The following is a 25,334-nucleotide window of genomic DNA, read 5'->3' as shown; positions in this document are numbered from 1 at the left end:
CAGAACGGATACGCATCTGAAGCGCTTCCAGTCCAGAAACAGCAAGGCCGAGCGAAGCGGCCGATCATTCCCAGTGTAAATGCGGATACCAACGCCGCATGACCTTACCAATAGATCCAAGCCTACATCATCGATAGCCACTAGACGTGTTGTGGCACAAGCGATTTAGTTGGCACTGCAGAGTGGTCAATCAAACGACCTGATGCTAGAGATTTGGGGGGCCGTTCATGAAAATTGCGCCTACGGCGTTGAAGCTTGACCAACTGCTGGGTTCTGCGAACGAGCAGTTTGTTATACCGGCATACCAACGCCGGTACTCTTGGCGGGATCGTCATGTTTATGAGCTTCTTGAGGACATTGACCTTTTAGAAGGCGCGGACGTACACCTGCTAGGAAGCATTGTATGTCTGACAGGACATCACACACCCGGAATTAATGAGCTGGAGCTCGTCGACGGACAGCAGCGGCTATCAACGATCTGCGTGCTGCTGGAGTGTCTTCGACAGCGCTTCCTTCAAGACGGGGATGAAGATCAGGCGCGAGATGTTATTCGACTCCTCACCGCGAAAGCCCCTGGCGGGACGCCCGTACCCAAAATTGCACTGAACACCCTTGATGGTGATGAATTCCGTGATCTGGCAACGAAGACAGAGATCGATTGCAACGCCTACCAGAACCATCATCTCGCAAAGGCCTTCTTGAATATTCGCCAGTGGCTTTCAGAAAAGTCCATGGAAGAGCTGACAGCGTTTTCCTTTAAGCTTCAAAACCAGGCGCTCGTTGTACGCTTGGATGTGAGCGACGCGAAGGATGCCTTCAAGCTCTTTGAGACAATCAACAATCGCGGGCTAAGGCTAAGTCCAACCGACATAATTAAGAATTTTGTCCTCGGCAACGCCGCCAGGTTTGGTGCCTCTCAACTCCAGCATGCGCGGAAAGAGTGGGCTACACTTATCTCCTACCTCGACGGCACCGACGCTGACGGCTTCTTCAGATACTTCCTGATTTCCTCCACTCAAAGGCGGATAACTAAAAATCAGGTCGTTCGCGAGTTCAAGACGCTGTTCATGAACGAAGTGATTGAGGCCAAGGCCTTACCCGACCGGCATCTCTATGTAGATGAGGAACAGACGGACGAAGAGGAACCGAACGAAGAAGCAGAAATCGACGACGTTGAGATACCTGAGCAGGACGGCGAGCAGATTCCGTTCGCCAAGTTCATGGAACGCCTCGTCGTCAGCTCGAAAGTGTTTGGCCAGTTGGTGCTGGTGAAAACCGGAAACAAGCAGATCGATCGACATCTACGCAATCTGAGGATGATAAAGTCTGCTCAAACTTATGGCTTCTTGATGCACCTGCGCGTTGGCGGCATCGCTGATAAGGCCTTTGTCCAGATACTCAAGCTCACCGAAAGCTTTGTTCTCCGTCGCCACATCTGCCGTGAGCGCTCGAATGAAACCGAGACGCTCTTTGCCCGGCTTTGCGAAGTGGAGCCCACGAACCCGTTGGTCGCCACAAAAAAGGCTTATCGAGACGCTTGCCCAACCGACGAGAAGTTTAAACACGAATTCACCAATGCCAACTTCACGTCCAACATCATCGAACGTGCGCGGTACTGTCTGGAGCAGATCGAAATAAGGCACCACGGCAAGCATGCTGAGCTAGCTGTGCTTGGAGCAGAAGACGTGCATGTTGAGCACATTATTCCTCAGAAAATAAAGACGGCCAAATCCAAGCGCGAGCATGGTGACTGGACCACTTATCTGGGCGAGAAGATCGATGTTCTCCACCCGCGCCTCGTGTCCCGAATCGGCAACCTGACCCTCTTCGCGGGTGAACTGAACATTACGGCTTCGAACAATCCTTTCGCCGCCAAGAAGGCGGTTTACAAGCAGTCCTCCATCCTCGTCACTCAGGATCTGGCATCCATGCCGGCTTTCAGATTCAAACAAGTCGAAACACGGTCATCGCAGTTAGCTGAGTTGGCCGTCGAGTACTGGCCCTTACCATGAACGTGCATGAACTTAGTACGAAGCGCGCTCGGGGGTGCGGCAGTCATCGATCTATCAGTGCCAATAGTCTGCGTTCGAGCGACAGATTTAGACGGGGGCAGCCGATGATCGGCACACGGCCTTATATTGGTCATAGAGAAAAGTTGTTAACGGTCCGAATGCACATTTTGAGCAGCCTCGAGTGGCCGACTGGGGGATTTTGCCGACTGACTGCATCCCAAGCACAGTTACTCCACTGAGGGACATTGCCCTCCAGAAATGATCCTCATAGCATTCATATTTTGAGTTGAGGGGTGCCGGTTGGCGCAGGCAGGAAAACAGAAGTTCGACAAAGAGCAGAAGGTTCAGGACTGGCTTGAATCGGTCATTGCGCAGGGCAAATTGTCAGACGTTATCATAGGCGCTGACAATGTCCGTGAATCGCTGGCCGGATCTGAATCGCCCGCATTTAAACCGCATTTTCCCATCGATTATCTCACGCGGCTGGGAAATCTCAGGGCGGCCCTGCATGTGCTGGGAGCGCTCCACACCCTCGAACTAGTCAGCAAGAATAATCGCAGCATCTCTCGCGAGAAAGGAGAAAGACTCTTTGTCGATCTGCTCTACTGTGCGCGCGAGACCTCACAGTTCATTCTGTTCGAGATAAAGAATCAGGATGGCAGCGCCCGCGAAGCGGTGACGGAAATCATGGCCTATGAGCATGAGGCGCTGAACCACACGCCTTTCTCCAGCGCGAACGATGTCATGATGGTGATCGTATCGCGCAATTTCTCGACGCTTCTCGATCATGCCGTAACCGGACTAAACAGTTGGTCCCGGCGCCGCGTTCTGTGTCTGCGCTTCGAGGATCGCGAAGAAGGCCCGCGCCTGGTCGTACATGTTCCGACCGCCTGGAGCGCGATCGGTCAAAAAAAACTTACTGCCAATGGAATTGTGACGGCAACACTGTCCTTCACACCATTACCGGAACTGGACGAAGAAAATATCTATGCGGTCTGCTCGACCGCTGCCAGTCTGATGGTCCGCGAGGCCGAGCGTTCCGGGGGCTCTGGCTTTGTGATCATGGCCTACAACCACCTCTATCCGAGGATGGCCGATACGCCCTATCTAATCCTAGCCGGTGTCGTGAACCCATTCAGTTTTCTACAGAGGGCGCAAAGCGAAGGGTTTCTGGAGGACAGCGGCTCGCCGATATCGGCTTACATCCTGGCGGGCGATCGTGCGGCCGAACTATCGGCATCCTGGGCCTGGCTATCATGTGACGGCGGCGCTGCCGTCGAGTATTTGAAAGGATATGGCTCGCCAAAATGGGCTCTGACCCCAGGTTGGGAAAGCATCAGGAACATCGAGCGCTGGCGTTGTCCGGGGCTGACGCTGGACCGGCACATCATGCCGGTTTCGGTCGATTTCTGGGGCGTGTTGGGTGACTATGCGCGCGATGCCGTTCGCCATGTCGACCGAATGCGGAATTTTATGTCGAGCTGCGCCAGGCCAGGCATGGACTGGCGCCATCCAATCCTCGGCGTGCTTCTGCTCGACGAGATCGCGTTGGCGCCACCGCTGACCGACGGTCAGTGGACCTTTTCTGCTTTGTTCAGATTGGGATTGCTGCTCGGCCGATTTGGCTCACTCTCCGCCCAGATGGCGGATGCCGAGCCAGAGCAACAACGCCTACTGCAAGCTGGTACATTTTGGGCTGAGGTTGATATGGCCGGTATACTGCAGGAGGTAGCGCTACGATATTTGTCTGCCGAAGATTTGGATGAGGCTCCGCCCACCATTGCCGTGCGTCAATCCGAAACCGGAGAACAGGCATTTGCGTCTGTTTCGGCCTTTGCTGACTGGATCTTGCGGGCCTTCATCGGTGAAGACGAGAAACTGATGCGCGCAGCATTCTCGACCGGCTGGCAGGCTCATGCCATTTTCGATTGGCAGTTCGACGCAAGGCAGGACAATCCTAAGGTCGCATCCCTTCGCGTACTGGCGGTGGCGAGGGCGCGAGACTGGCTGAAATGGTCTGTTGTAGCGGCAACCGGCGATGGCCGGGACGCCGACTCTGCCACCAAGGCCATAGCCGCAAGCTTTGGCGATCTGGTGCCTTTGAGCGAAGGGAAGGATGCCGCTTTGGCCGCGATCGACAAGCTGAGGGCGGACCTGCTGATCGACAAGTTGCTGACTGAAATCCCCGGGATCGTCGATAGTTGGCACCCACAACTTGCACATACATTGGCACCCGTGGCACCGATTTGCCATGATTGGGACTGGCTGGAACAGCAGATCGTAGCCGCCCGCAAACGTGGAGAGAAGAACCCCTGTATCTGCGTTGGCGCAGGCGGCGAAATCTCCATAGGAAGCCTTCCCTCAATGCCCTGGATTCCGGAAGTCGAGGATGTGACCGACAAAGTCCTGCTATTTAGCAACAGCAGCGGATCGGAAATGATTCTGGTGGTTAGCTGGGAGGATCTAAGGACCGGAAAGGCACCAGGTTTATCGTAAGCCGCCATTATTGCATTTGCAGTCAAGCAGGAAGGATGGCGGCCGTGGCAATCGTGGGTGCCCCGCGATCGGGTCAAATATTAGAATAGACAAGGGTGAATAGAGCACCACCCAAGTCGCGTATTTGGCGCTCCACGCAACTACTGAAAGCGACAGGAACGGGCTCGAGTTCAAACGCGGCTTTATGGGGCCCGCATTTAACTGTTTCAGAGTTGCTTAGCGCCGTGGGTAAAACGAACACTCATTTGCTTTGCAGTGAAGTTCTGCTGAGCTTCGATGAGGTTGACGTGACATCGGGTTGAGCCGATCGATTCGCGATGCAGAACTCGTCTAAACATCCGCGCAGCAGTATCGGACTTTATTGCTTCACTCCTGCGATCACACTTACGCGATTGTGCAGTCAATGATCGTCCAACCCCGATTCGTTAGTGTGTTGAGCTCGTCTTCGACGAAGGCATCCTTCCGCATCGCTAGGCACAGCAAATGAGTCGGGCGCGTCATGGCAACATAATGTAGCTTGAGCCGCCCGTGCATACGCGCGCCCTCGGAGACCTGCCGGCCCCTGCGGTTCGTCGAAAAGCCACCCGATTTCGCTCCTAGCAGCCACGGCTTCAATTCACTGAGGTGGTGGTTATGATAGAAACTATCGAGCACCAGCGTGGCAGTATGCGTTTCGCCCTTCACCGAATGAATCGAGCCTAGACGAATGCGTAGCTGCGGCGCGTCGGGCGGATAAACAAACAAGTTGTCACTGCGCGCGCCGTTCGCGAGTCCGCCCTCGGCAAGGGCCTCCGGCTGTGGTGGAGCTAGGAAAGTGATGACATCGCCGCCTAATGCCGCCGCACCGCTAAGGTGCCGGACCACCCCTTCGACATGCGCCAGTGCCGCCATCCAGATGACTGGGCTAAGGTTGCCCTGATGGGTCAGGACGATTTCCTGCAGCGCGAGATAATCGGCTCGCGCGTCGCTGTCGCCGAGCATATAGGCCACGCGGCGATGTGGGGATTTCCGCGAACCGTATCCATGGGTGCCGCCGGCAAGCTCGCTCGCGGCAAGCAGCGCCGCCGCCGTCGCGTTGACCAACCTATCCGTGTTCCCACTGCCCGCCGTCTCGAAGCGTGCCCGCGCGAGATATTGCACGAAACTGCTCGGCGCGGACTCCCTCCGCGCACATACCGGGTCATAGCTCGGCGCGTAGTGCCCGAGTGCCCGCGGGATCCGATCGTCCTTGCCAAGCTCGTGCACCCCGGCCACCGCTGTGAACACGCCCTTTTCGAGCGCGGCTGCGTCAAAGCTCTCCAGCAGATGCTGGCCGTAGCGCGCCAGCACGCCCTGTACCGACCCATCGTCGAACAGGAAGATCGCCGGCGCTTTGGGATCAACGCCAAGGAGATCCGGTGGACCGGCGCCAAGTAGCGCCTGCGGCGTCACCCCCAATCCCTTCACATGATCCGCGAGGTCCTGACCGAAGCGGTAGCTGCGGGGCATCGGGTGTATGACGGCGCCTGGAAACAAGTCAGACGTGGCGCCTCTCTGGCTGGGGCTGCCGTAGATCGCTTGATTGGAGTCGCCGAATCGCTGCCGACGTGACGGCGCGTCGCCATGGCAGAACAGGCGGTGTAGCAGCGCTGACTGTGCCTCGCTATTGTCCTGCGCCTCATCAACGAACACAAGCGGGAAGCGCCAGCGCAGCGTCGAGACCGTCTCCGGATGCCGGTCAAGCAGCTCGTTGGCCCAAAGGAACATCTCATCGAAGCAGAAATACCCTTGTTCGCTCGACGTGCGCCGCGCTTCGACGATCGCCCGGTAGGTTGGCGTATGCGGTCCGAAATTACCGGTTTGACCGCCGCCATAATCGATGTTCTCGTAGATCAGGCAGGTCTCGCTGAGGTTGGCCTGCCGCAACGCCCAGCGCCGGTTTTGCGGTAACAGACTCCAGCGTTTCGCAAGCGCGATCTGCGTATCGACGCAGCGCACCTCAGTGCCCTTCGACCGGAGCCAGGGCAGCGCCAGATACTCGTTTACGAACGCGTGGATAGTGCCAACGAAATGCGGGTAGCGTGTGAGCACGATCCCCGCCGCCGAATGGCTGAGCTTCGCGCTGATCTCGTTGCGCGCTGCATTGGTGTGCGACAGTACGCAGATGCCCTGCTGACGGTGTGGCCAACGCATCGCCAGAACTGCCAGTTTCGCGACCAGCAAGGTCGTCTTGCCGCTGCCCGGACAAGCCTCAAAATCGACAGTGTCGAGCCGTAGCATCGCCTGGAGTCGGCTGACATCGTCGCCGACCGGCGCGAACCCGTCAGGACCCAGTCCCATTAACGCTGCCGCCCAGGCGACATCCTCCTCTCGAATGAGATCGTCGAACATCGTTTATTACACCGGCGCCGCGGTAGGCGCCCGGCCTGGCTCACCTGCCTCGCCGCCAACGGGCGCGGGTACGAACGGTCCGGTGACGTGCGCGATCGCGGCAACGACGTAAGGCGGGAGCAACGCACGCAGTCCTTCGGCATCGAGGCTATTGTCGGCTATCGCCTCCTCCAGAAGTTCGGCGAGATGTTGCGCGCCGATCGCCTTAGAGGCACCATCGGCCTCGAACAGCGCGTATACGTGCAAGGCGAGCGTCGGAAGATCGTGACCCGCATCAACCAGCGCCTGATAGGCTGCGTCGGCATCTGAGAGTATGGCCGCCTGGTTGGCTGTTCCGGCGTTCAAGCGGTCGTCGGCTAGTGCCAACGAGCCCGCCCGATAGACATGTTGGCTGAGGCCATGGAAGGCGAGGTCGAATTCCAGCGTCCATTCATTGGCGACGAACGTCTCTACCTTCTGACCCGACGCATTCGCCTTTCGCTGCGCTCGGCGCTGTTCCAGCTGGTCGCCCGGGAAATCATCCTTCACCCGCCACTTGCGGCGCGATCCCGGAAGCGCTGGGATATCCTCGCCGTCCTTCAACTTGCCGACGATCCACGGTCCGTTGTTGGGCATCACATCCATGTCGGTCACGCAAGCAACGGGGATGCCGATGACACCGTCCTGGTCAGTATTCTCGCGCATAAAGATGCGACCATACCGACCAAGGCCGACGCCGCCGACATTGACGACCGACACGCCATGATGGTGGAAATCACGGCCAATCAGCCTCGCGATCACCGGAAGCAGGATGTTCTCGGCATCCCCTTCGACGATTAATACCGCGCGCGCGAAGAATAGGTTCGCCTTAGTGACATCGAGGAAGCGCTCAAGGAAACGATAGTCGGACGCACTGAGCTTCGTCTTTTCCTTGCTAAGCGGAAATGCCCGGCCACCCTCTATCAGCGCAATATTGTCGAGCTGCAGGTCCGATGCGAGATTGGGGCTGTGCGTCGTGACGATGATCTGAATGCGCTGTCCGTCGGGACGCTGCTTCTTCGCCTGTTCCTGTAGGAACGACATCAGCCGCAGTTGCCGCTGCGGATGGAGGTGCGCCTCAGGCTCTTCGATCAGCAATAGCGGGAAGCCGTCACTTTCGGTGGCTAGCAGTAACAGCTCGCACGCCATGAACAGTAGGTTGTTCGAGCCAAGTCCCCGGCTGTGCTCGCTTTCTGCGTCGGCAGAGGCGGTCAATGTGAGTTCGAGCTTCTCGAGCAACTGTCGCAGCCTGAGGCTGTCGTCCTGCGCGCCCGCTACTTCGATCCGTGCGTGCAGAAGATCGTTCGCGAACGACAGCGGCTTTAGATATTCGTCGTTGAGCCGCTTCCGCGCCTGCTTAATGCCTTGGCTCTGTCCGAACAAATGGCTCGCATAGTCGCCGAGGCCCAGCACGCTCAGCGTAGCCGGGTCGTCAGGCGGATCGGAAAGCTTGTTAAACGGGTTTCCAGTTTCGCGGATCTCCTTGGTGTGCTGGAGGATCTGGGACAGCCGCGATCCGCGCCCGGCGCTCAGTGCCCGCTCGGCGTCACGCAAGGGCCGCAGATACGTCGCCGTCAGCAGCGATCGTGCCCCTGGGTCAAGCAAAGGGCCGTCACCCTTTGCGCCGGTGCGCCATTCCGGCGGCAACACCCGGCGCGAGCTGCCCTCCTTGGCGTTGCGTTTCGCGACCCAGGTCACAGTGAGCGCGGTTTCGGTCGCGCCGGCTATCGTTTCATAGGTGAGGAATTCGGCGAATGCGCCTCGATCGGCGGTGGTGAGGCCTCGAAAAGTCAGCCGGATAACGATCTCATCTGCTCGCGCACCACCGGGTGTCGCCTGATGGAAATCGACCGAATCGACCCGCAAAACATCCTGGTCGCGTGTACCGAGCACCAGCCGCAACGCGTCAATTATTGCGGTCTTGCCAGCATCGTTCTCGCCGACCAAAGCCGTAAGTCCCGGCGACAGCGGCAGCACGAAAGCCTTGTCGTCAACGCCGAACAGCCGGAAGTTCTCAATTCGAATTTCTGCGATATACGTTGACGTTCCCTCCGCTACTTAGCCTATCATGCTGTCCAGCCTAGAGAAACTAAGGACATCGACCGCAAGAATGGGAGAGCTGCATCGGGTAGCGCTTCGTAGTTGACCGCCGTAGCAGCAGGATATCTTTGCGGACGTACCGCGCGACCAGGACTACTTCTACATCCACCTGCACTACCGGGAAAGCATGAGGCACTTCGGGGCTCTGGTTTGACGATCCGCGAGGACAGCCGTCTCCATCAATGGCAATGCACCGACCCTTGGCTGTTGTCCATGTGACAGCATTGCCCGGGAGGAGAGCTCTTACGGCAGCCCCCGCCATGAGCTGACGCAGGGTCGAGCAAGGCCAACAAAGCTAGCATGACAAGAAGCGTGAGTTTCACCGCCGAGAAGTAGGAGATTGGCTTCGTAAGCAACAAGGCAGGAGGTTGACTATCTAACACCGCAGCGTCCCTTCAGTCGGGCAATTTCTGGTTCGTGTGTGTCGTCGCCCCCGAGCGGAACACCAATCATGAACACGCCCCAAGCGTCCTTGTTAGCGGTGCGCTGTTGGCGCGCTGTGATGTCGGCCAAGCGATCGCGGTCGGCCTGGGTGCACTGTCGCCCATCGGACGCGACAGCCTTGATATTGGATGGTGGAGTTGCGCAGCCCGCGACAAGCGCTAGCAGGACGATTTGCAGCATTGATTTCACGAAATCCCCCCGGATTTAGGTTCATCCTCGCTTTGCGGTTGAGTTCCGTCAAGACATGCTGAGGGTTATCTTTTGGACTTACGCCAGCCAGCTTGTTTGGCTTCTGCCTCTGAACAAAACCACCGCTCGCCTTTTCCCTCGGAAATCTTGGTCTGGCGATAGAACTTTTGACCCGGGGTGTGGTAGATGCGCTCGCCCTCTGAACTGATGTTTCCTTTGATGTCGCACGACGATGAGCCTAGGAACGTGAAGCTCGGGCTCGGCGCCACAGCCGTTGGCGCAATGTCTCCAGAATGGTTTGCCCGCCAGTCCCATGGGTTCTGAAACTGCCCCTGCCAGACGCCGCGCTTGGCATTCTTTGCTGCGGCTTGGTGGCCAGCATACTCGAGCCCAGAATATCGCGGCCAATCGAGCGCGTGGCCGCTCTCGACTAGCCAACCGGCAACGGATTTGCCATCGGCGCGAATACAGTTGCCGACGAAGCGACCATATTGATCCCACTCGACAAACGCGCATTTGACCGGGCGAGACTTCGCCAAGAATTGGTCAAGCGCCTTCGCAGCGATGCGCCCGCAGGCGTACTCCACGCCCTTTGCATCCTGGCAGCGCTGTGAGCTCTCCGGGGCATCGATCCCGTTGAAGCGGACACGTTGGCCAGCGATCTCGATAGTGTCGCCGTCGATGACGGAGGCGCGGCCTTGGATGGTTGTTTCAGCCGGGCGCGGAACGCTCGAGCCCACGCTGTCGAGCATGCGGCTAATTTGAGCACCACTTCGCTCGACGGCCTGATAGGCGAAGATTCCACCGATGATCGCCACCGTTGGAACCAGTTTTCGCACAGCGTAGGGTAGCTTGCGCCGCCTCTGACGCACCCGCTGCGGCAATTTTCTTGACGGTCGGCTCTCCCAGCCTGTCAAAGCCCCCTCCAGACGGTCGTGCAACTGGCCACGTAGGGCCACATCACATGCACTGCCTAGATCTTCGCTCAGCCGCCTAAGTATCGCAAGATTCCATACTTCACGAAGAGCTGTTTTATCGATAGCTTGATTAACGTACTATCGGGGCTGGGGAGCTCGAAATGCATACTATTCGGCAAAACGCCGCTGTTGTGGCAGCGCTTCTCGCTCTGTCACTTGCTGCGTGTACCACCTCCCAACAAGCGCTCAGTAAGAACCCCAAGGCCGTAAGCACATCGGCACTGTGCCGGTCTTTTGTCACCACGAATGACGCACAGTTCAAGCAAGCGCTTTATGTCGAGCTATCAAGTAGGTCGGTCTCGGCCCTCCAGTGCGTAGACATGGTCAACAACCAAAACAACGCGATCGCAGCTGGCGTCGCTATCGCAGCGGTTGGCGCAGCGGTGGCGGTGTGCGCCAACAACGATTGCGGAGGTGGAGGAGGCTATCGCCCAAGCTATTATCAAGGTGCGGATTGGGATGCCTTCTACAATGCGTACGGTCAGATTGTCTGGGCTTGTCGGGAGATCGCGTCCGGTCGCTTTACCTACGACACCAACTGCTATGGCAAGGCGCAGACTGATTGGCGGTGGCCGTCAAAGTACGTTTGACAAGGCGCGCGGACCAAGAACGGCGCATTTGCGGACGGCAGCTTGCAGGAACCGATTGCATGTTCGTAACGCCCTTAGGTCGTGGACGACCCGCTGCGCGGGAGGGGTGTCTGGAGTTGAGGTACACGGGCCAGGCGTCGCACCAGTCGTCAAACAGCTTGGCCCTCGTACGCCTGCGACTTCGATATGTTTGGCGTGCGAGGCTACCCGCCGGCAACCAACCGGGCTATGGATCTGGGGGATATTGAAGGGCGTCTGATACGGATGTCCGATGCCGCACGAACGGTCATCTCCAGCCTCCCTCAAGGCCAGGTTGCGCCAGAAGGTCACGATGCAAGATCACGCAATGTGGCTGCTCAAGTAAGCTGAAATCCTTCTGGGCATGGAAGCTGCATCATGAATAAAAGGCTTCCACGCTGAAAGCTGCCCCACGAGAGGGGCTAATGATATTGCCACGAGCGGCACGAGAAATGGATCATGCCGCCTGATCAGCGAAGGAGGCGACATCGGCTATCGCCTGAAATTGCTCAAGGTATTCCGGTCGGTGCTGAAGAAGGTAGCGCACGACGCGCGGATTGCGGAGCAGCTTGCTAAGATAGCCCTTTACGACAGTCAGTTGGAGATGCTCCTTTCCGTAGGTATCCTGAATCTCAGCCATGGATTCTTGGAGGCGGGCGAGTTCTTTCTCCATACGAGCCATCGCCTCCGGTGTGACCCCACGCACCTTCTTCGACTTCCTCTCGCCAGCAAGTTCATTGGTCGGCGTACCGGCGAGAAGCGCGGTGGCGTAGGCCGACGTATAACTGTTCGCAGCAATCATCAGCTCGGTCGCCTCGATCTGGCGCAGCGGTTTCATACGCTTGAGGATCTCGAACACGGCCATCGGGCACATCGTGTCCTTCAGCATCGACACGACCTCATGACAGACGCCGTCTAGCAGGGTCGCTTTCCGCCGCACGCTGTTGACATGGAGGCTGAGCGCCCGGGCGATCTTCTCGTTGGAGACGCCGCGGGCGATCGCCTTCAGGATCATGGAGTGCTCCTGAACAGCGGAGAGCCGGCTGATACGTTTGTTGAAGGTGAAGCTCTCGTCGTCGGTCGAGACGAGGCATTCAATCTCAGTCGCGCCTAAGTCCTTCAGGATTTCGACACGGACATGGCCGTCGAGCAGGAGATAGTTGTTAGGATTGCCATCGATCCTAGCGATCACGGGGGGCTCGACCAGCCCGATCTCGATTACCGATGTGCGGATCTGTTGATACTTGTGGCTTGCCTTGACCGACGCCCGAGGCGGCCGGACAGGCAGGAGGGTGTCGATCGCCACGATAACGCATTCAGGCTCGAAGGCTATCCGCGCCCAGGTTTCAACGTTTGTCATGCTGCCTCTCCTACGATGCGGTTCTCCAAGTCCTTCGGCAAGGTATCGAGACGTTCAGCCCGCAGGAGTGTGACGAAGTTCTCGTCGGCCCGCAGGTTCTTCAAGGCTTCCACAACGAAGAGTAGGCGGGTCTGTGTCACCTCGGCTTTCTTCACCAGCAGGCGCTGCTTGTCCGCCTCTTGCTGAAAGACGCGGACGAAGGCCTCGGACGTCCTGGCCTTACCTAGCTTCTTGCCAAAAGGGTTCGTGAACATGTGCTTGCCGCGCCGCGCCCTCTGCTCGATCAGGCGCCGCATCTTTATTAGACGGGGGCCGGAAATCTTACCCTCGGTGTAGGCCTCAGCCAGCATCTTCTGGGTGGTCTCGTCATCGGCGCGAGCGATTTCAATAGCGACCGAGATGGGAATGGTTCCAGCGTCGACGGCTTCGATAAGGCGCTGCTCACCCTTCTCGATCAACGTGGCCATCATGTTGACCCACTCCGGCGAGGTGCCAATCTTTTCCGCGATCTGTCGGTCGTTGTAGCCGCGCGTGCGCAGTGTCGCGACATCTTGGAGAAGGTCGATGGAACGGTGCTGCCGGCGAGCGCAGTTCTCAACCAAACTCATGACGAAGCATTCCTCCTCCGATGCCTCCTTGACGATGGCCGGAATCTCGGTCTGGCCGAGCTCACGAAAGGCCTCCATGCGCCCTTGGCCACAGGCGAGTCCGTAGGATCGCTGGCCATCCGTTCCGATCATGGTGTTGACGCGGATCGGGCGTTTTAACCCGACCGTCTTGATGCTTTCGACCACCTCCAAAAATTTACGCCGATTGCGGGCGCGCGGATTCAGGACGACGATCCGGTCGATCGGGATCATCTCTACATGAGTGTGCTTCGCTTCGGTCATGCCGCCTCCTCAAACTGGGCTCGAGCCGCAAGAGAGAACAGGAACTCCAGCGTCTCGAAGCGATAGCCGTCCAAGGACAGGCCGTTGCTCTCGGCGAGGCGAAGCTTCGGCTCGGTCATGTCGAGACGCGGGAGCAGGTAGTAGTCGAGCGGGGATACGTTGCCTCGGTCCATGCGGACGGCGATCGTGACATCGGGCGCGAGTCCAGTGTCGAGCCGAATGCGCCACCGCGGCGAAGCCGCTTGCGTCTCACCGCAGCGGGCCACGACGACCGAGGCTGTGAATTCGTCGTTGACGTCGATTAGCCCCGTTTCGGGATAGACTCGGACGTCGCCGCCGGCGGCGCGCAGGCCGTCAATCACCGTTGCAACGACGTCCGGGTGCATGCCCCTCAAGCGCCGATTAATCTCGATATAGCGATAGTCCCGCTGCGGGCTGTAGCCAACCAAGCGATAGGCGCGTAGCAGGCTGCCGAAGCGATTCCGGTAGACGCTGCTCGACGGCATGTCCTCGCGCTCATCGATGATGATGCTGGAAAGGGAACCCTGGGCCTCCAAAAGCGATCTGAGCAAGACGAGGAGTTCATCGTCGTCGAGCCGCCGGCATCGGTCCTCCACGATTTTCGCGGCGCGATTGAAGGTTGCGACGTCGACGATCGCCGCGAACGCGCCACTGGCGCGCACCCAATGTTCCTTGGGGTTTACCACTCGGCGCATTTTGAGTTTGAAGGAGACGCGGTTGAAGACGTTGTCACCGATGTATTTTGGGTTAGTTAGAACCTGATGGACCGTGCCGCGCGTCCAAGGCCGCGCCAGGTCGGTTAGTACCCCTTCCCGGTTGAGCCGGGCCGCAATCTCGGCCTCTTGCATGCGAAGGTCTACGAAGAGGCGATAGATGCGCTGGACAGTCTCAACTTCCTCGGTTGGTCCGGGGACTAGTATCACGCGGTCGGTTTGAAGGCTCTTGCGCTCGCCAATCGACAGCTGAGCCTTGGGCTCGCCGTTCTCATCGATCAGAAGCCGTCTTAGACCGTAGCCGGCCATCCCGCCTTGGCGATACCCCTTTTCACTAAGGCGACATTGGCCGGCGAAGACCTTCACGGAGAGTTCGCGGCTATATTCTCCGGCCATGACCCGCTTCACGGTCTTCAACAGGTTGGATCCGATGCTGCCGTCGTTCTCGAATTGCTCCGCACAGTAATGGACAACGATGTCGGCTCGGGAGCACAGGAATTCCAAGTGCGCACCGTGATCTGCGTTCTGGAAGCGTCCCCAGCGGCTGACATCGTAGACCAGGATCGTCCCAAAGTCGGCGGCACCGCGTTCGACATCGGCGAGCAAACGTTGGAATGCGTCGCGACCTTCCAGGTTCAGCCCGCTCTTGCCAGCATCCTCGTAGACCCGCACGATCTCGATGTCCCGAGCCTCGGCGAACCGTTTGATCGCGGCGAGCTGGTTTTCAGTTGAATAGCGCTGATGGTCGGTCGACATCCGCACATAAGCGGCAGCACGGTTAGACCAAACCTTGCCGCCTCTCACCGTCCGCGATGGTCGGTTACGCCCTTTCAAATGCGTACGCTCCACTCTTGTAGCTGTCTCGAAAGCAGCCGACCAACACTACAGTTCGGAGGTGGTGGAATGTCCTTTCCAAAGTCGGGCAACATGTTACCCAATCGGCCACGCGCGAAGCCGAGCAAGCCGTCTTTTGCCAGGTTGGTTTCGACAGCCCTACGGAGCTCCCTCAAGGGGCAGTCATCCAAAATCAAGACGGTGGCTCTTTGGACCGGCGCGAACGAGCGGACCGTGAAAAACTGGCTTTCCGGCGAGCGGGCGCCGAGTGGAGATCACTTTCTAGGCTTGGCGGCAAACTGCCCCGCCGTGCTCGCTGCCTTCCTGGCGGCAATCCAGCGGAACGACTGCCTGGTCATGGCCGATATCGAAGAGGCGCGCGCCAAGGTCGCCGCTGCGTTAGTAGCACTGGAAGCTGTGAGGGCTGTTCAGTTGGAGGCAGCAACCCTGCCGGTCAACAAGTGCTGATTGGGCGCTGCGTATCGCTGTGTGCCCAAGTACGCGTCTTGAATTCGTACGCCTATCCGGATCCAATTACTCATCGTGAGAAGCAGAAGGGAAGCCTCTTTGGGGTCTCAGGTCAGCCCCTGAACGCGCCGTCGAGCCTAATGCATTGTACGGCTGGCCGTATGTTCCTATGCCGTCTAGCCCGTTGCCAGTGCAAGATGACATGCTAATAGAACCCATTGGGTGCACTGCAGGGGGCAGGTTTTGGCGAGAGCTTTTAGTGGACTTAACGGCCTTCTTGAAAAATTTCGGGAGAGCAACCACGACTACGTGGTGAATACCGAGATCTTTCCCAGTCTCGACGTTGAGCGGGTCGCACGAGACATGAAGCTGGCAGAAGAAGGTGAAGCTCGTGGCGCGCAAAATCAACCATCGAAAAGCGCTAAATCTTTGGACGACATCGAACTCTCCATCGTCGGAAAGGTACAGGATGCAAAGAATACTGCACATCATAACCTTGAAGACCAGTTGCATCTCTTTACAGAGCGACTAGCCAGTCTCGACTTCCAAGGTCAGTTTTCGGATATCCAAAAGACAAGCGCCGAAGGCGTCTCGGACTTCAAGGCGGAGATCGTAAAGGGGCGCAACGAGCTCCATGGGCTCCGGCGCGGGCTAGATGCTGCCGAAAAGGACTTTGACCATTTCCAAAAGACGCATCGAATTACACGTGCCCCTCGGGTGTCTGAGGGATCGGTCATGTTCTTCAAGATCTCCGTCCTCATCCTCGTATTTCTGCTTGAGGTTATCGCGAACGGCTTCTTCCTTGCTAAGGGAAGCGAGATGGGCGTTGTCGGCGGCATCGTCGAGGCGATTTCGTTTTCGTTCCTCAATATCGGCTTCACGCTGATCCTGGCTCTATTCTGCGTCAGCCTAACGGCTCATAGGTCATGGTTCCTGAAGCTCATTGGCCTAGCTTCCATCCTCGTCTACGTGAGTTTTGCCGTTAGCCTGAATCTGTTGCTCGCGCACTATCGCGAAATCTCAGGAACCTTCTTCGATGAAGCAGGGGTGCAGGCAATCGCCAGGATGCGAAATGATCCGTTTGGACTCGCCGACATCAAGTCCTGGCTGCTTTTTGGAACGGGCCTCATCTTTTCGATCATCACGTTTATCGACGGCTGGTACCTGCGAGACCCCTATCTTGGGTACGCCGGCGTCCACAAACGCCTGATTGCCGCCCGCGAGAAGTATGTGAGCCGCCAGGAGTACCTGATCGACAATCTCATCGACGTTCGTGATGAGCACAACGAGAAGGTCGATGCCATCATCAAAAGCCTGAGCGGCCGACGCAGAGAGCACAATGCGATCATTGCGCACCGCTCAAAGATGCTTTCGCTCTTTGCTCAATATCAGGACCAACTCGAGCGGACGGCGAACATGCTTCTGAGGAAGTATAGGGACGCCAATATCAAGGCTCGCACAAATGACGCTCCAAAGTACTTTGACAATACCTACAAGCTCGAGCGAGTTAAGCCCACACGCGCTTCTGATACAGAGCTCTCTGACAAAGAGATCTCAGCTTCAATCACCAAGGCCCAGGCTGAGTTAACCGACCAGATCAAGAACATTGCTGCGGTCTGTGAAGGCGGCATAGATGAGTTCCGGGAACTCGATAAGCTTCATCCGGAGGCCGCAAATGGCTAGGAAACGCAGACGGAAAAACGGCAGATCAGGGATGATCCTTGGCGGGGCGGCCATGCTAGCTCTTTCCGCGGGCCTCGGTGGCGGACTCATTTACCTCTATGTCAAAGCTTCGAACGCAACGAAGCTGGACCAAGCATCACTATGCCCGACAACAGGCCCAATCGCAGTGACTTCGGTCCTATTCGATACGACCGATCCAATCACCAAAACGACGCTGATTGACCTTAAGACCCAATTCAACGCTGTCGCTGAGGCGATCCCCATCGGTGGCTTGCTCGAAATATACGGTTTGACGGCAAAGCCAGGCGAACTCGTCAAAATGTTTGATGGCTGTAATCCAGGGGACGGATCCTCGGTTGATATCTGGACGCAGAATCCAGCACGCCGCCAAAAGCAGTGGGAAGATGCGTTCAACGAACCACTGGGGAAAGTGGAAAGCGAGATCGGGAAAGGGCAGTCAGGCGATCAGTCGCCTATCATGGCCGGAATACAAATTATCAAACTGACCGTCTTGGACAAGTTTACGAATATACCCAAAAAGCTAATCGTCGCATCTGACATGATCGAACACACGTCACTCTATTCCCAATATAAGTCAGGTATCGACTACGCCAATTACAAGTCCAGCCCAGCCTACACTGAATATGCGACCTCCCTCGACGGGGTGGAAGTTACGCTTTGGTACGTGAACCGAAAAGCGAAATCGTTCAATAGTGCCGAACACGTGACGTTTTGGGCTAACTGGGTCGAGGGCAATGACGGCAGTTGGCAAAAGCCGTTGAAACTGGAGGGCATGAATTGAAAATCGACACGCTAGCAAGGCGTTCCGCCCCCACGATCATTCAGAACTTGCCACTCATCGTTTTCGGCGGGTTCACTCTCATCGGGTGCGTTTTCATTGCAGTGTCGAAGCTTTCAGGGCTTAACCCGTTCATCTCAATGATGTTCCCGATCATTCTGATGCTCGGCTACCTTGGGCTATCATGGTACTCGGGGCGCGTACGCCTCCATGACGAGCAAACCGGTGACAATCTCTACTACATGGGGTTTCTGTTCACCCTCTCGAGCCTTGGGGTGTCGCTCTATCAGTTCACCTCAGACGGTTCGATGGACGATGTTGTCAGAAACTTCGGCATCGCCATCACATCAACAATTGTCGGCATCTCCCTTCGCATTCTTTACAACCAGACACGCCGAGACGTCCTCGACATCGAACGTGCGACACGTCACGACCTCGCGTCAATGACGAGGCGCGTGAGAGCGGAGCTGGAAAACACCTCGCGGGAGTTCGTCGATTTCCGTCGAGTCAACACGCAGATGATCACCGAAGGCTTCGACGACATGCTCCAGCACATGGAGCAGACCAACACGCAAGTCACAGAAACGGTGGAAAAGATGGCGGAAGAGGCCATCCGGCCCATGAAAGAGGCTTCGGCGAAGTTCGGCAGTGCGGCCGATACAGCTTTCGAGCAAATCGTTTCGAAGCTCAACGGGATCGTTGAGAACATAGAAAACGCAGCCAAGAAAATTGATGACGTCATGCTTCCTGAAGCCGTTATCAGGAACGAGTTCGCACCGATGGTGAAGGAGCTCGGCACGTCGATGCATGCCTACATCGCTAAGAATGAGGCCTCAATGACCGCGCAAAACGCTCGTTTCGATGCGGTTATGTCTGGCCTCGAAAAGGCAACAGATACGATGAGCAAGTCGATTTTGCTTATGGAAAGGGCGGTCATAGCTTCTGCGAAGGTTCAGCAGAACACTGACAGCATGGCGCGCAAACTGGAGCAGCAAAACAACGATATGGTTTCCGCTTTGAGCAGGGCGCTGGACGATGCCATGAAGGCCCAGGGCGTAGAAGAGCCAAGTACGATTGGCACAACTGTAAACGGAACGCGCCAATCGGTGCCAGTCGTACCTTTGACACCCACCGCACCCACACCACCGCCACCACCCGTCATGGCGAACGAGCCGACACCAATTGTAGAGCCATGGTCCCCACGTCCATCCGATGGGCAAGCCCCCAACATTGAAGGCAATGGCAAGAAGTGGTGGCCATTAGGATGAGCATCCAGGGCACTTCTGTCTCGAGCGAACAGCGTGGCTATGGCCGAGGCCTCATCCTCGGCCTGACGATGGCCGAGTCTATGCTCCTCCTCGTGTTCTGCCTCCTGCTCGCGGCTGGTGCCATCATCATCAAAGAGCGCAAGGAAGCCGACAAAGCCCTGCTAACTGCCTCCGATAAACAGGCACTGGAAATCGCTTTGGCCGAGGAGAAGGCGCTAACCATCCAATTGTCCGAGAAACTCAAGCACCTAAGCAGTGCGACTCCCAAAGAGATCGACGAAAGCTGGCGTGAGTTGGAGATCGCCAAACGGGATATTGACCAGCTCAAGGCAACTGGTCTCACTCTTGACGAGGTCAACAAGCAGGCCCCAGTTATCATCGAACTCAGAAATGAGGATATTACGCCTGCCGAGGTGGTCGAAGCATCTGCCGTGATCGAAAAGCTCCAAGAGCAAAACTTGACGGTCCAAGAGATCGAAAAGTTGGCTCCAGCGATCAAAGTTCTCCGCGAGACAGTTGTTGTTTCCACGGAAGTTCCTGCGGAGGAGCAGCTCGCCGACGTCGTTAGGCAGGCTGAGGCCTTCAAAGCTACTGACGGGGACTCGAAACCGCACGAATGGCCGCCGATTATCAACCTCAGTGAAACCAAGGACTATTTCTTCAAGAGCGGCAGCGCTTTGCTCAGTCCTGGTTTCAGGAAGTTGCTAGCTGAAGACACATCACAACGCATCGCAGAAATTGCGACAAAGTACGAAGTCGATGTGATCGAAGTCATCGGCCATACCGATGAACAGAAGATCAATGGGGTCAGGTCAAACTTGGATGCCGAGATGAAAGGTATTCTCGATGGCACCACATCGGTCGGAAAGATGCGGCCAGGCGACAATGCCGGGCTTGGTCTTGCGCGAGCTATGGCCGTCGCCGGAGTGCTGGGTAGCGTCCCTGAGCTTCAAGGTCTTACGATCCTGCCGATGTCTGGCGCACAACTGATCCTACCTGGGGACAGACTGACTGACGGAGCCCAAACAGGCGATGTTCAGGATCGCCGAAGAATCGAGATCAGGGTACGGAAGCGAAACATACCAGAACCGTCGCAGCCATAACGATCCCCGCTCATCGCCAAGCGGGAGCTCTCCAGCCTGCATCCAGAGCTTCTCTCTCGCTGCAAAACCAGCGTTCGCCTTTGTCTACACTAACCTTCGTCCTTTTGTACCAAGGGCTCCAAGGCGCGTGGTAGATGTTCCCGTTGGAAGAAATGTTGCCTTTGATGGGGCAGCCCTTTGGAGCTTCTTGTGCTGCCACCTGCCACTTCATGTCGCGGTAGTCCCAAGGAGCCTGGGTCTCAGCTTGCCAGACACCTAGTCGCTGCCCACGGGCTGAAACCTCATCTGAAACGTAGTCTATCGAGTATTTTCGGAAAGCCCAAGCATATCCCTCTGCGACCAGGGTCTTATTGATGTCGGTCCCACTGGGGGTGAAACAGACTGCTAGGAGCCTGTCATAGCCGTCGTACTTTTTGCCTTTGCAGACAACGCCATTGGCTATCAGGTCACCAAGCCTATCCATGGCGGCATCGTCACAATCCCAGTTCTTGCCGTTTGACATCTTGCATCGCTGGCCAACCTCAGGCGCGTCGATGCCATGAAGCCTGATACTGATCAGGCCAACTTTAATCGTGTCGCCGTCGATAATTTTTGCGGGTCCAGCGAAATCGCCAGCAATTGCGGGAAGAGAAGAAGAAACAATAAGTACGGCCGTCTCAAAGAATTTACGCATCATCTTTCCAGCAACATTCCATCTTAAAATAAGCTTTTGTAATTTTGCAACTCACCCGAGTGGAGATAGATTTTGTCGTAAAAGTCAATAATTCGAAGCAGAACTTAACACTCAAATGCGGATCAAACCTGCCGTAAGGGTAGATCTAATAAAGAAATCGCACGCCTTCCCCCTAGCAGCCCAGGACACTATAACCGGCACCGGACTGGCTCAAGTCACTGGCGGGCGGACCGCCAGCCAGCTTGCTGCGCTTCCGCTTCTGAACAGAACCAGCGCTCGCCTTTTGCTGCAGTGACCTTTGTCTTCGCGTAAAATTTCTGGTCTGGCATGTGATAGATGCGATCGCCGTCGGCTGCGATGTTCCCCTTGATCCGACAGGACGACGACACCAAGCCATAGCTCGGCGGCGTCGTGGCCGGCTCCTCTGGTACATGGACAATCGCGGGTTCAGCAGTCTCGCCTCGTTGTTGGGCGCGCCAATCCCATGGTGGTTGGAATGAGCCCGACCAGACGCCAATGCGCTCTCTCTTTGCGGCGCTCTGATGAGATGCGTAGGCCCCATTGCTATACCGCGGCCAGTCAAGCGCGTGGCCGTTGCGGGCTAGCCATTCAGCGATGTCGTTGCCATCAGCGCGGCGGCAATTGCCGACAAAGCGGCCATAACGATCACGGTCGACGAATTCGCAACGGGACGGGGAGGATCGTTCGAGATACTTTGCAAGGGCTGCGGCTGCGACTGAGCCACAACGATAGTTCGCGCCCTTTGCATCCTTACAGATTTGGGCTGATTCCGGTGCGTCAATACCGTTGATACGGACGCGTTCACCACGGATTTCGATGGTGTCACCATCGACAATCGATGCTCGGCCGACAAGCGGCTGTGTAGGGATCTTGAGATGAGCAGGCGCCCCCTGATCAAATCCGAAATAGCCTGTCGCGGCCGACGCCAGCAACAGCAGACTCACTGTAGCTGTTGATCGGGCACGGGGCAGGCTCCACCGCGGTCGCTTCGAGGCGGATACCAATCGAAGGGGCGTTCGAGGCGACAAAGGCTCCTGCGATCGTTTCATACCCAATGCCTGGTTCCAGGGAAGACTACCCTTTGGTCTTTGCAATCTGGTGGAGGCGGATCGCCGTATTTTAGCGATCCTGCCTATTTCCCGACCTGAGAGCGTGCAGTTTTCCGTTCAACGGGTGGCTAGTTAGCGACGTGGCCACTGGCCGTGATCAAAGAGCGTGGGCACAACAACCGTCTGCCATCGACTATCTCTCGGATAAGAACCCGAGGCCCTCCGGGCCAAATTTCGGAAGGAGCTTGTCCTTGCAATAGCTTTTGCCGCTTCCCTCGAGAAAGCCGGCAGCGGTGGCGAGATAGGGCTCAATCTCTGTAGTGAACCTCGTGTGGTCGATACCGTGTTCCTCAAGATAGTCGACCAGCCGCGGCGCACTTAGTTCGTATCTGCACCGCTCGCCACCCTTAATTGTGAGGGCAGCATTGAACAGAGCTTCTTCCTCTGGCGATGTGGCAAGAGGATGGGAGGGTTTATCTGGTCCGTTGCGAACCGCCTTGGTTACCTCGTCGACCGATTTCTGTGCGCAAAGGGCAAGCCCGGCATCGATCACCGCATCGACGAGCTTGATATGTGTCCCGCGTTCGAGTTCTTCGATCGGTGCCACCTTGTCATTTGCCAACACGATGCCGTCGCCAGCCTTGTGGCGAACAAACTGCCGGGCCTTGCCATTGGCGGCAATGAAGCGCTCGCCGATGGTGAAGAAGACCGCGTTGTTGCCGTCGGCGAAGCAGATCACTTTGGTCGAGGGCTCCTGGAGCGACCAGGCACCCGCCGGGACATCCTGTTTGACCAGGACCTTGGTTCTCGGCTTGCGATAGCTCACCCGTTTGCCCAACGCCTTGTTGATGTGGGTCAGGCCGACAATTTCAGGGGCGGATGGGGTAGGAGGCGTAGTTGTGGTTGTTGTGGCAACGACATCGGTGGTTGCCAATGGCGAAGGCCCGGCATCTTCCGGCGGCCGACTTGCTGATTGAGGTTCTGGTGCAATTATAGAGCCGCCTTGGTCCCGAGGGGCAGGCGCCCAGCCCAAGGCGATTGCAATGACAAACGGCGCGATCAGGATGCCAGGCAGTCCCAGGAGGAATGCCTGGGTTCGCGATCGAAACGGCGGCACTGGCCTGAACAGGCTCGCCAAGACAAATATCAGTCCGAAGAGCCAGACGATGACGAGTAAGGCCGTCAGGTCGTTGGAAGCACCCATGATTCGTTCTCCAATGGCGTCCGGGCGTCTGGCCGGATCGTAGGCATCATTGGAGTGGACATTGGCGTACTATCGATACGATTTACAAGTCAATTCCGCAGGTTAGCTCGGTTCTAACTCCGAATGCCCGCATTCATGATACGGCTCATGGAGCTCAAACTGGCACTCGGACGACGGATCAAGACGCTGCGCGAGCTGCGTGGGCTGACGCAAAACGACTTCGCGGCCGAACTCGACCGCAGTGTCGATGCTGTCTCGATGATTGAACGGGGACTGAATTGGCCGTCAGTAGCCACGCTAGAGAGAATGGCTGCGGTGCTTAACGTGTCGACGACGGAACTGTTCAACGACCTGGGCACAACCGGCCCTGTCAACGGCCAGGATCTGGTGGTCGTTGCTCGAGAGCTGCTGGCGAAGCTCGGGCAGTCAGAGCTCGAGGTGGCCGTTGCGACACTTGAAGCGTTGGCTCGCAAATCAGCGGCAGCATCTACAGTTCGCCCATGAATGGGATCGGAGCCCGACCCGTATGACGGTTATCAGCGCCGATTGATGACGTCGCGCCTTTCGCGAACCCGCTTACCCATCACCGGATCGAATTTCGGCATACGATTGCCGAGGGCCTGCATGTAACGCAGGAATTGCTCCATACTATCAACCTGATCGTCGTGTCGCGAACCTGGGAAGGCCAACACCTCTTTCAGGAATTCATCGCGCCACAAGGCAGCTTCCGGGATGAGCACCCTGCCTTGCTCAATGAGAGAGGACACACCGGCGACACGGCTGACCTTGTCGCTGCGGGGGGTGCTCTTGGGGAGGTACGCGTCCCGATAGACTAGGGGTAGATCCTTGAGGAGCGCAAACCCTGTTCCAGCCCGCTCGATCAGAATGATGCCGGGCCGAAACTCTCGCGCTAGTCTTAGGGCCTCCTTGCGGAGATCGGGATACTCAAGCTTCTTGCGACACAGGTCGAGCAGGTAAAGTTGCTTACCTTTGACACCCCAGGTTGTACAAACGGAGAAGTCGTTTTGCTCCTCAGCGTTCGAAGCGGTGTCCCAGCTTTGGACGACCAGATCGAACTCTTGGCGTTCAGGCGGCGTCCGATAGCTCTTGAGCCAGTTACGTCGGATCAGATTGCCGGCCAGCGGGATCGGCTCTTGCTGATATTGTGCCGAGAACTGATGCGTACCGATGTCTTGTCTTAAGGCATCGAGATGGTCCTGGCCTTCTCGGTCTTGCTGGATCAGTTCGCCGGCCCGGCGGTGATAAGTACGGTTGTTGAGGCCATTGCCGGTACGGTAGATGGTATCGACTGTGGCAATCGCGGGGATATTCAGGATGGTCCAGCCATGGTCGTCACGCTCTGTCAGGTGACCCACCAGATCGTTTTCGTGGAGGCGTTGCATGACGATGACGATCGCGCCGTCCTTCTTGCTATCGAGGCGCGACACCACGGAATTGTGATACCAAGTGTTGACCGCCGTTCGTTCGGCGTCTGACATCACCGAGCCAGCCTTGATCGGGTCGTCGATGATGATGATGTCACCGCCTCTCCCGGTGAGTGTTCCATCGACTGATGTGGCATAACGAAACCCACCTGACGTGGTCTTTTGCTCGATCTCGGTGTTCTTGGTCTTGCTCAGCCGGGTCTTTGGAAAAAGACTGGCGTAGAGTGGGAGATCCAGAACACGCCTGAACTCATTCGAAAGGTTCTTCGTCAGGTCCTGCGAGTACGAGATCGATATCACCTTGCGCGCCGGATCTCGGCCCAAGACCCAAGCGGGGAAGGCAATCGATGCAGCGAACGACTTAAGGTGTCGTGGTGGAAGGGTAATGATAAGACGCTTAAGGGTACCACGTTCAACTTCCTCGAGATGCCATGCGATCGCGTCGATGTGCCAATTGGGCTGATAGCCATCGCCGTTGAGTTCGCCGAAGACACTTCCAACAAAGGCGCTGAGCGACCTCCGTCGCAGCTCTGCGAGAAACTGCGACGGGTTGTCTAGGGCGATGAGAGTCGGCTGAGCCCCACTCATC

Annotated in this window: 19 protein-coding genes; 9 read left to right on the top strand and 10 right to left on the bottom strand. The window is 57.1% G+C overall.

Going from position 1 to position 25,334, the window contains the following annotated elements; genetic code table 11:
• The first annotated feature begins 227 nt into the window (after positions 1-227).
• Together ACSQ3E_RS19040 and ACSQ3E_RS19035 are read left to right on the top strand one after the other, a co-directional pair.
• Positions 228-2,012, top strand: a complete 1,785-nt coding sequence (locus ACSQ3E_RS19040; RefSeq protein WP_182575972.1) for a DUF262 domain-containing protein — start codon at positions 228-230, stop codon at positions 2,010-2,012.
• 300 nt (positions 2,013-2,312) lie between these two features.
• Complete coding sequence (locus ACSQ3E_RS19035) at positions 2,313-4,508, top strand: hypothetical protein (RefSeq protein WP_436123883.1); 2,196 nt, start codon at positions 2,313-2,315, stop codon at positions 4,506-4,508.
• A 384-nt stretch (positions 4,509-4,892) separates the two neighbouring features.
• On the opposite strand, the gene ACSQ3E_RS19030 is transcribed toward ACSQ3E_RS19035, so the two are convergent.
• The 3 genes from ACSQ3E_RS19030 to ACSQ3E_RS19020 all read right to left on the bottom strand — a co-directional run bounded on the left by ACSQ3E_RS19030 (position 4,893) and on the right by ACSQ3E_RS19020 (position 10,447).
• On the bottom strand, positions 4,893-6,878 hold the full coding sequence (locus tag ACSQ3E_RS19030) for a UvrD-helicase domain-containing protein (RefSeq protein WP_182575969.1): 1,986 nt from the start codon (positions 6,876-6,878) through the stop codon (positions 4,893-4,895).
• 6 nt (positions 6,879-6,884) lie between these two features.
• Positions 6,885-8,921, bottom strand: a complete 2,037-nt coding sequence (locus ACSQ3E_RS19025; protein ID WP_436123900.1) for an ATP-dependent nuclease — start codon at positions 8,919-8,921, stop codon at positions 6,885-6,887.
• 773 nt (positions 8,922-9,694) lie between these two features.
• Positions 9,695-10,447 carry a thermonuclease family protein gene (locus ACSQ3E_RS19020; protein WP_395449428.1) on the bottom strand — a complete coding sequence of 251 codons (753 nt, stop codon included), beginning with the start codon at positions 10,445-10,447 and terminating at the stop codon, positions 9,695-9,697.
• 260 nt (positions 10,448-10,707) lie between these two features.
• On the opposite strand from ACSQ3E_RS19020, the gene ACSQ3E_RS19015 reads away from it, so the two are divergent.
• Positions 10,708-11,196: a hypothetical protein gene (locus ACSQ3E_RS19015; protein ID WP_395449427.1), complete on the top strand. Its 489-nt coding sequence runs from the start codon at positions 10,708-10,710 to the stop codon at positions 11,194-11,196.
• A 475-nt stretch (positions 11,197-11,671) separates the two neighbouring features.
• Here ACSQ3E_RS19015 and ACSQ3E_RS19010 read toward each other — a convergent pair whose 3' ends face one another.
• The 3 genes from ACSQ3E_RS19010 to ACSQ3E_RS19000 are packed head-to-tail and all read right to left on the bottom strand — an operon-like array spanning position 11,672 to position 15,002.
• On the bottom strand, positions 11,672-12,574 hold the full coding sequence (locus tag ACSQ3E_RS19010) for a plasmid partitioning protein RepB C-terminal domain-containing protein (protein WP_395449426.1): 903 nt from the start codon (positions 12,572-12,574) through the stop codon (positions 11,672-11,674).
• Positions 12,571-13,464, bottom strand: a complete 894-nt coding sequence (locus ACSQ3E_RS19005) for a plasmid partitioning protein RepB C-terminal domain-containing protein (RefSeq protein ID WP_436123882.1) — start codon at positions 13,462-13,464, stop codon at positions 12,571-12,573. Before ACSQ3E_RS19005 ends, ACSQ3E_RS19010 begins: the two co-directional genes overlap by 4 nt.
• Positions 13,461-15,002, bottom strand: coding sequence for a recombinase family protein (locus ACSQ3E_RS19000; RefSeq protein WP_436123881.1), 1,542 nt, complete (start codon positions 15,000-15,002; stop codon positions 13,461-13,463). The genes ACSQ3E_RS19005 and ACSQ3E_RS19000 overlap by 4 nt, the downstream gene beginning before the upstream one ends.
• Positions 15,003-15,101: 99 nt before the next feature.
• Between ACSQ3E_RS19000 and ACSQ3E_RS18995 the strand changes: the two genes are divergently transcribed.
• The 5 genes from ACSQ3E_RS18995 to ACSQ3E_RS18975 all read left to right on the top strand — a co-directional run bounded on the left by ACSQ3E_RS18995 (position 15,102) and on the right by ACSQ3E_RS18975 (position 20,353).
• Complete coding sequence (locus ACSQ3E_RS18995; protein ID WP_395449422.1) at positions 15,102-15,500, top strand: hypothetical protein; 399 nt, start codon at positions 15,102-15,104, stop codon at positions 15,498-15,500.
• A 312-nt stretch (positions 15,501-15,812) separates the two neighbouring features.
• Positions 15,813-17,183, top strand: a complete 1,371-nt coding sequence (locus ACSQ3E_RS18990) for a hypothetical protein (protein ID WP_436123880.1) — start codon at positions 15,813-15,815, stop codon at positions 17,181-17,183.
• On the top strand, positions 17,176-17,985 hold the full coding sequence (locus ACSQ3E_RS18985) for a hypothetical protein (protein WP_395449420.1): 810 nt from the start codon (positions 17,176-17,178) through the stop codon (positions 17,983-17,985). The genes ACSQ3E_RS18990 and ACSQ3E_RS18985 overlap by 8 nt, the downstream gene beginning before the upstream one ends.
• Complete coding sequence (locus ACSQ3E_RS18980) at positions 17,982-19,250, top strand: hypothetical protein (RefSeq protein WP_395449419.1); 1,269 nt, start codon at positions 17,982-17,984, stop codon at positions 19,248-19,250. Before ACSQ3E_RS18985 ends, ACSQ3E_RS18980 begins: the two co-directional genes overlap by 4 nt.
• Positions 19,247-20,353 carry a hypothetical protein gene (locus ACSQ3E_RS18975; protein ID WP_395449418.1) on the top strand — a complete coding sequence of 369 codons (1,107 nt, stop codon included), beginning with the start codon at positions 19,247-19,249 and terminating at the stop codon, positions 20,351-20,353. Before ACSQ3E_RS18980 ends, ACSQ3E_RS18975 begins: the two co-directional genes overlap by 4 nt.
• Positions 20,354-20,363: 10 nt before the next feature.
• On the opposite strand, the gene ACSQ3E_RS18970 is transcribed toward ACSQ3E_RS18975, so the two are convergent.
• The 3 genes from ACSQ3E_RS18970 to ACSQ3E_RS18960 all read right to left on the bottom strand — a co-directional run bounded on the left by ACSQ3E_RS18970 (position 20,364) and on the right by ACSQ3E_RS18960 (position 23,300).
• Positions 20,364-21,029 carry a thermonuclease family protein gene (locus tag ACSQ3E_RS18970; protein ID WP_436123879.1) on the bottom strand — a complete coding sequence of 222 codons (666 nt, stop codon included), beginning with the start codon at positions 21,027-21,029 and terminating at the stop codon, positions 20,364-20,366.
• Between the two features lie 212 nt (positions 21,030-21,241).
• On the bottom strand, positions 21,242-21,991 hold the full coding sequence (locus ACSQ3E_RS18965) for a thermonuclease family protein (RefSeq protein WP_395449416.1): 750 nt from the start codon (positions 21,989-21,991) through the stop codon (positions 21,242-21,244).
• Between the two features lie 298 nt (positions 21,992-22,289).
• Positions 22,290-23,300, bottom strand: coding sequence for a hypothetical protein (locus tag ACSQ3E_RS18960; RefSeq protein ID WP_395449415.1), 1,011 nt, complete (start codon positions 23,298-23,300; stop codon positions 22,290-22,292).
• A 147-nt stretch (positions 23,301-23,447) separates the two neighbouring features.
• On the opposite strand from ACSQ3E_RS18960, the gene ACSQ3E_RS18955 reads away from it, so the two are divergent.
• On the top strand, positions 23,448-23,804 hold the full coding sequence (locus ACSQ3E_RS18955) for a helix-turn-helix domain-containing protein (protein ID WP_395449414.1): 357 nt from the start codon (positions 23,448-23,450) through the stop codon (positions 23,802-23,804).
• A 32-nt stretch (positions 23,805-23,836) separates the two neighbouring features.
• On the opposite strand, the gene terL is transcribed toward ACSQ3E_RS18955, so the two are convergent.
• Positions 23,837-25,333, bottom strand: a complete 1,497-nt coding sequence (terL, locus tag ACSQ3E_RS18950; RefSeq protein ID WP_395449413.1) for a phage terminase large subunit — start codon at positions 25,331-25,333, stop codon at positions 23,837-23,839.
• Position 25,334 lies beyond the last annotated feature (1 nt).

Origin of the sequence: Aminobacter sp. LjRoot7 (assembly GCF_964252895.1) — a bacterium.
Taxonomy (GTDB): Bacteria; Pseudomonadota; Alphaproteobacteria; order Rhizobiales; family Rhizobiaceae; genus Aminobacter; species Aminobacter aminovorans_B.
Note: the sequence above shows the minus strand (reverse complement) of the source record. Positions and strands in the feature narration are given on the sequence as shown.

Coding starts and splice junctions, on each gene's coding strand:
- ACSQ3E_RS19040 (WP_182575972.1), top strand. CDS start 228: ATGAAAATTGCGCCTACGGCGTTGAAGCTTGACCAACTGCTGGGTTCT.
- ACSQ3E_RS19030 (WP_182575969.1), bottom strand. CDS start 6,878: ATGTTCGACGATCTCATTCGAGAGGAGGATGTCGCCTGGGCGGCAGCG.
- ACSQ3E_RS19015 (WP_395449427.1), top strand. CDS start 10,708: ATGCATACTATTCGGCAAAACGCCGCTGTTGTGGCAGCGCTTCTCGCT.
- ACSQ3E_RS19010 (WP_395449426.1), bottom strand. CDS start 12,574: ATGACAAACGTTGAAACCTGGGCGCGGATAGCCTTCGAGCCTGAATGC.
- ACSQ3E_RS19005 (WP_436123882.1), bottom strand. CDS start 13,464: ATGACCGAAGCGAAGCACACTCATGTAGAGATGATCCCGATCGACCGG.
- ACSQ3E_RS18995 (WP_395449422.1), top strand. CDS start 15,102: ATGTCCTTTCCAAAGTCGGGCAACATGTTACCCAATCGGCCACGCGCG.
- ACSQ3E_RS18985 (WP_395449420.1), top strand. CDS start 17,176: ATGGCTAGGAAACGCAGACGGAAAAACGGCAGATCAGGGATGATCCTT.
- ACSQ3E_RS18975 (WP_395449418.1), top strand. CDS start 19,247: ATGAGCATCCAGGGCACTTCTGTCTCGAGCGAACAGCGTGGCTATGGC.
- ACSQ3E_RS18970 (WP_436123879.1), bottom strand. CDS start 21,029: ATGATGCGTAAATTCTTTGAGACGGCCGTACTTATTGTTTCTTCTTCT.
- ACSQ3E_RS18960 (WP_395449415.1), bottom strand. CDS start 23,300: ATGGGTGCTTCCAACGACCTGACGGCCTTACTCGTCATCGTCTGGCTC.
- ACSQ3E_RS18955 (WP_395449414.1), top strand. CDS start 23,448: ATGGAGCTCAAACTGGCACTCGGACGACGGATCAAGACGCTGCGCGAG.
- terL (WP_395449413.1), bottom strand. CDS start 25,333: ATGAGTGGGGCTCAGCCGACTCTCATCGCCCTAGACAACCCGTCGCAG.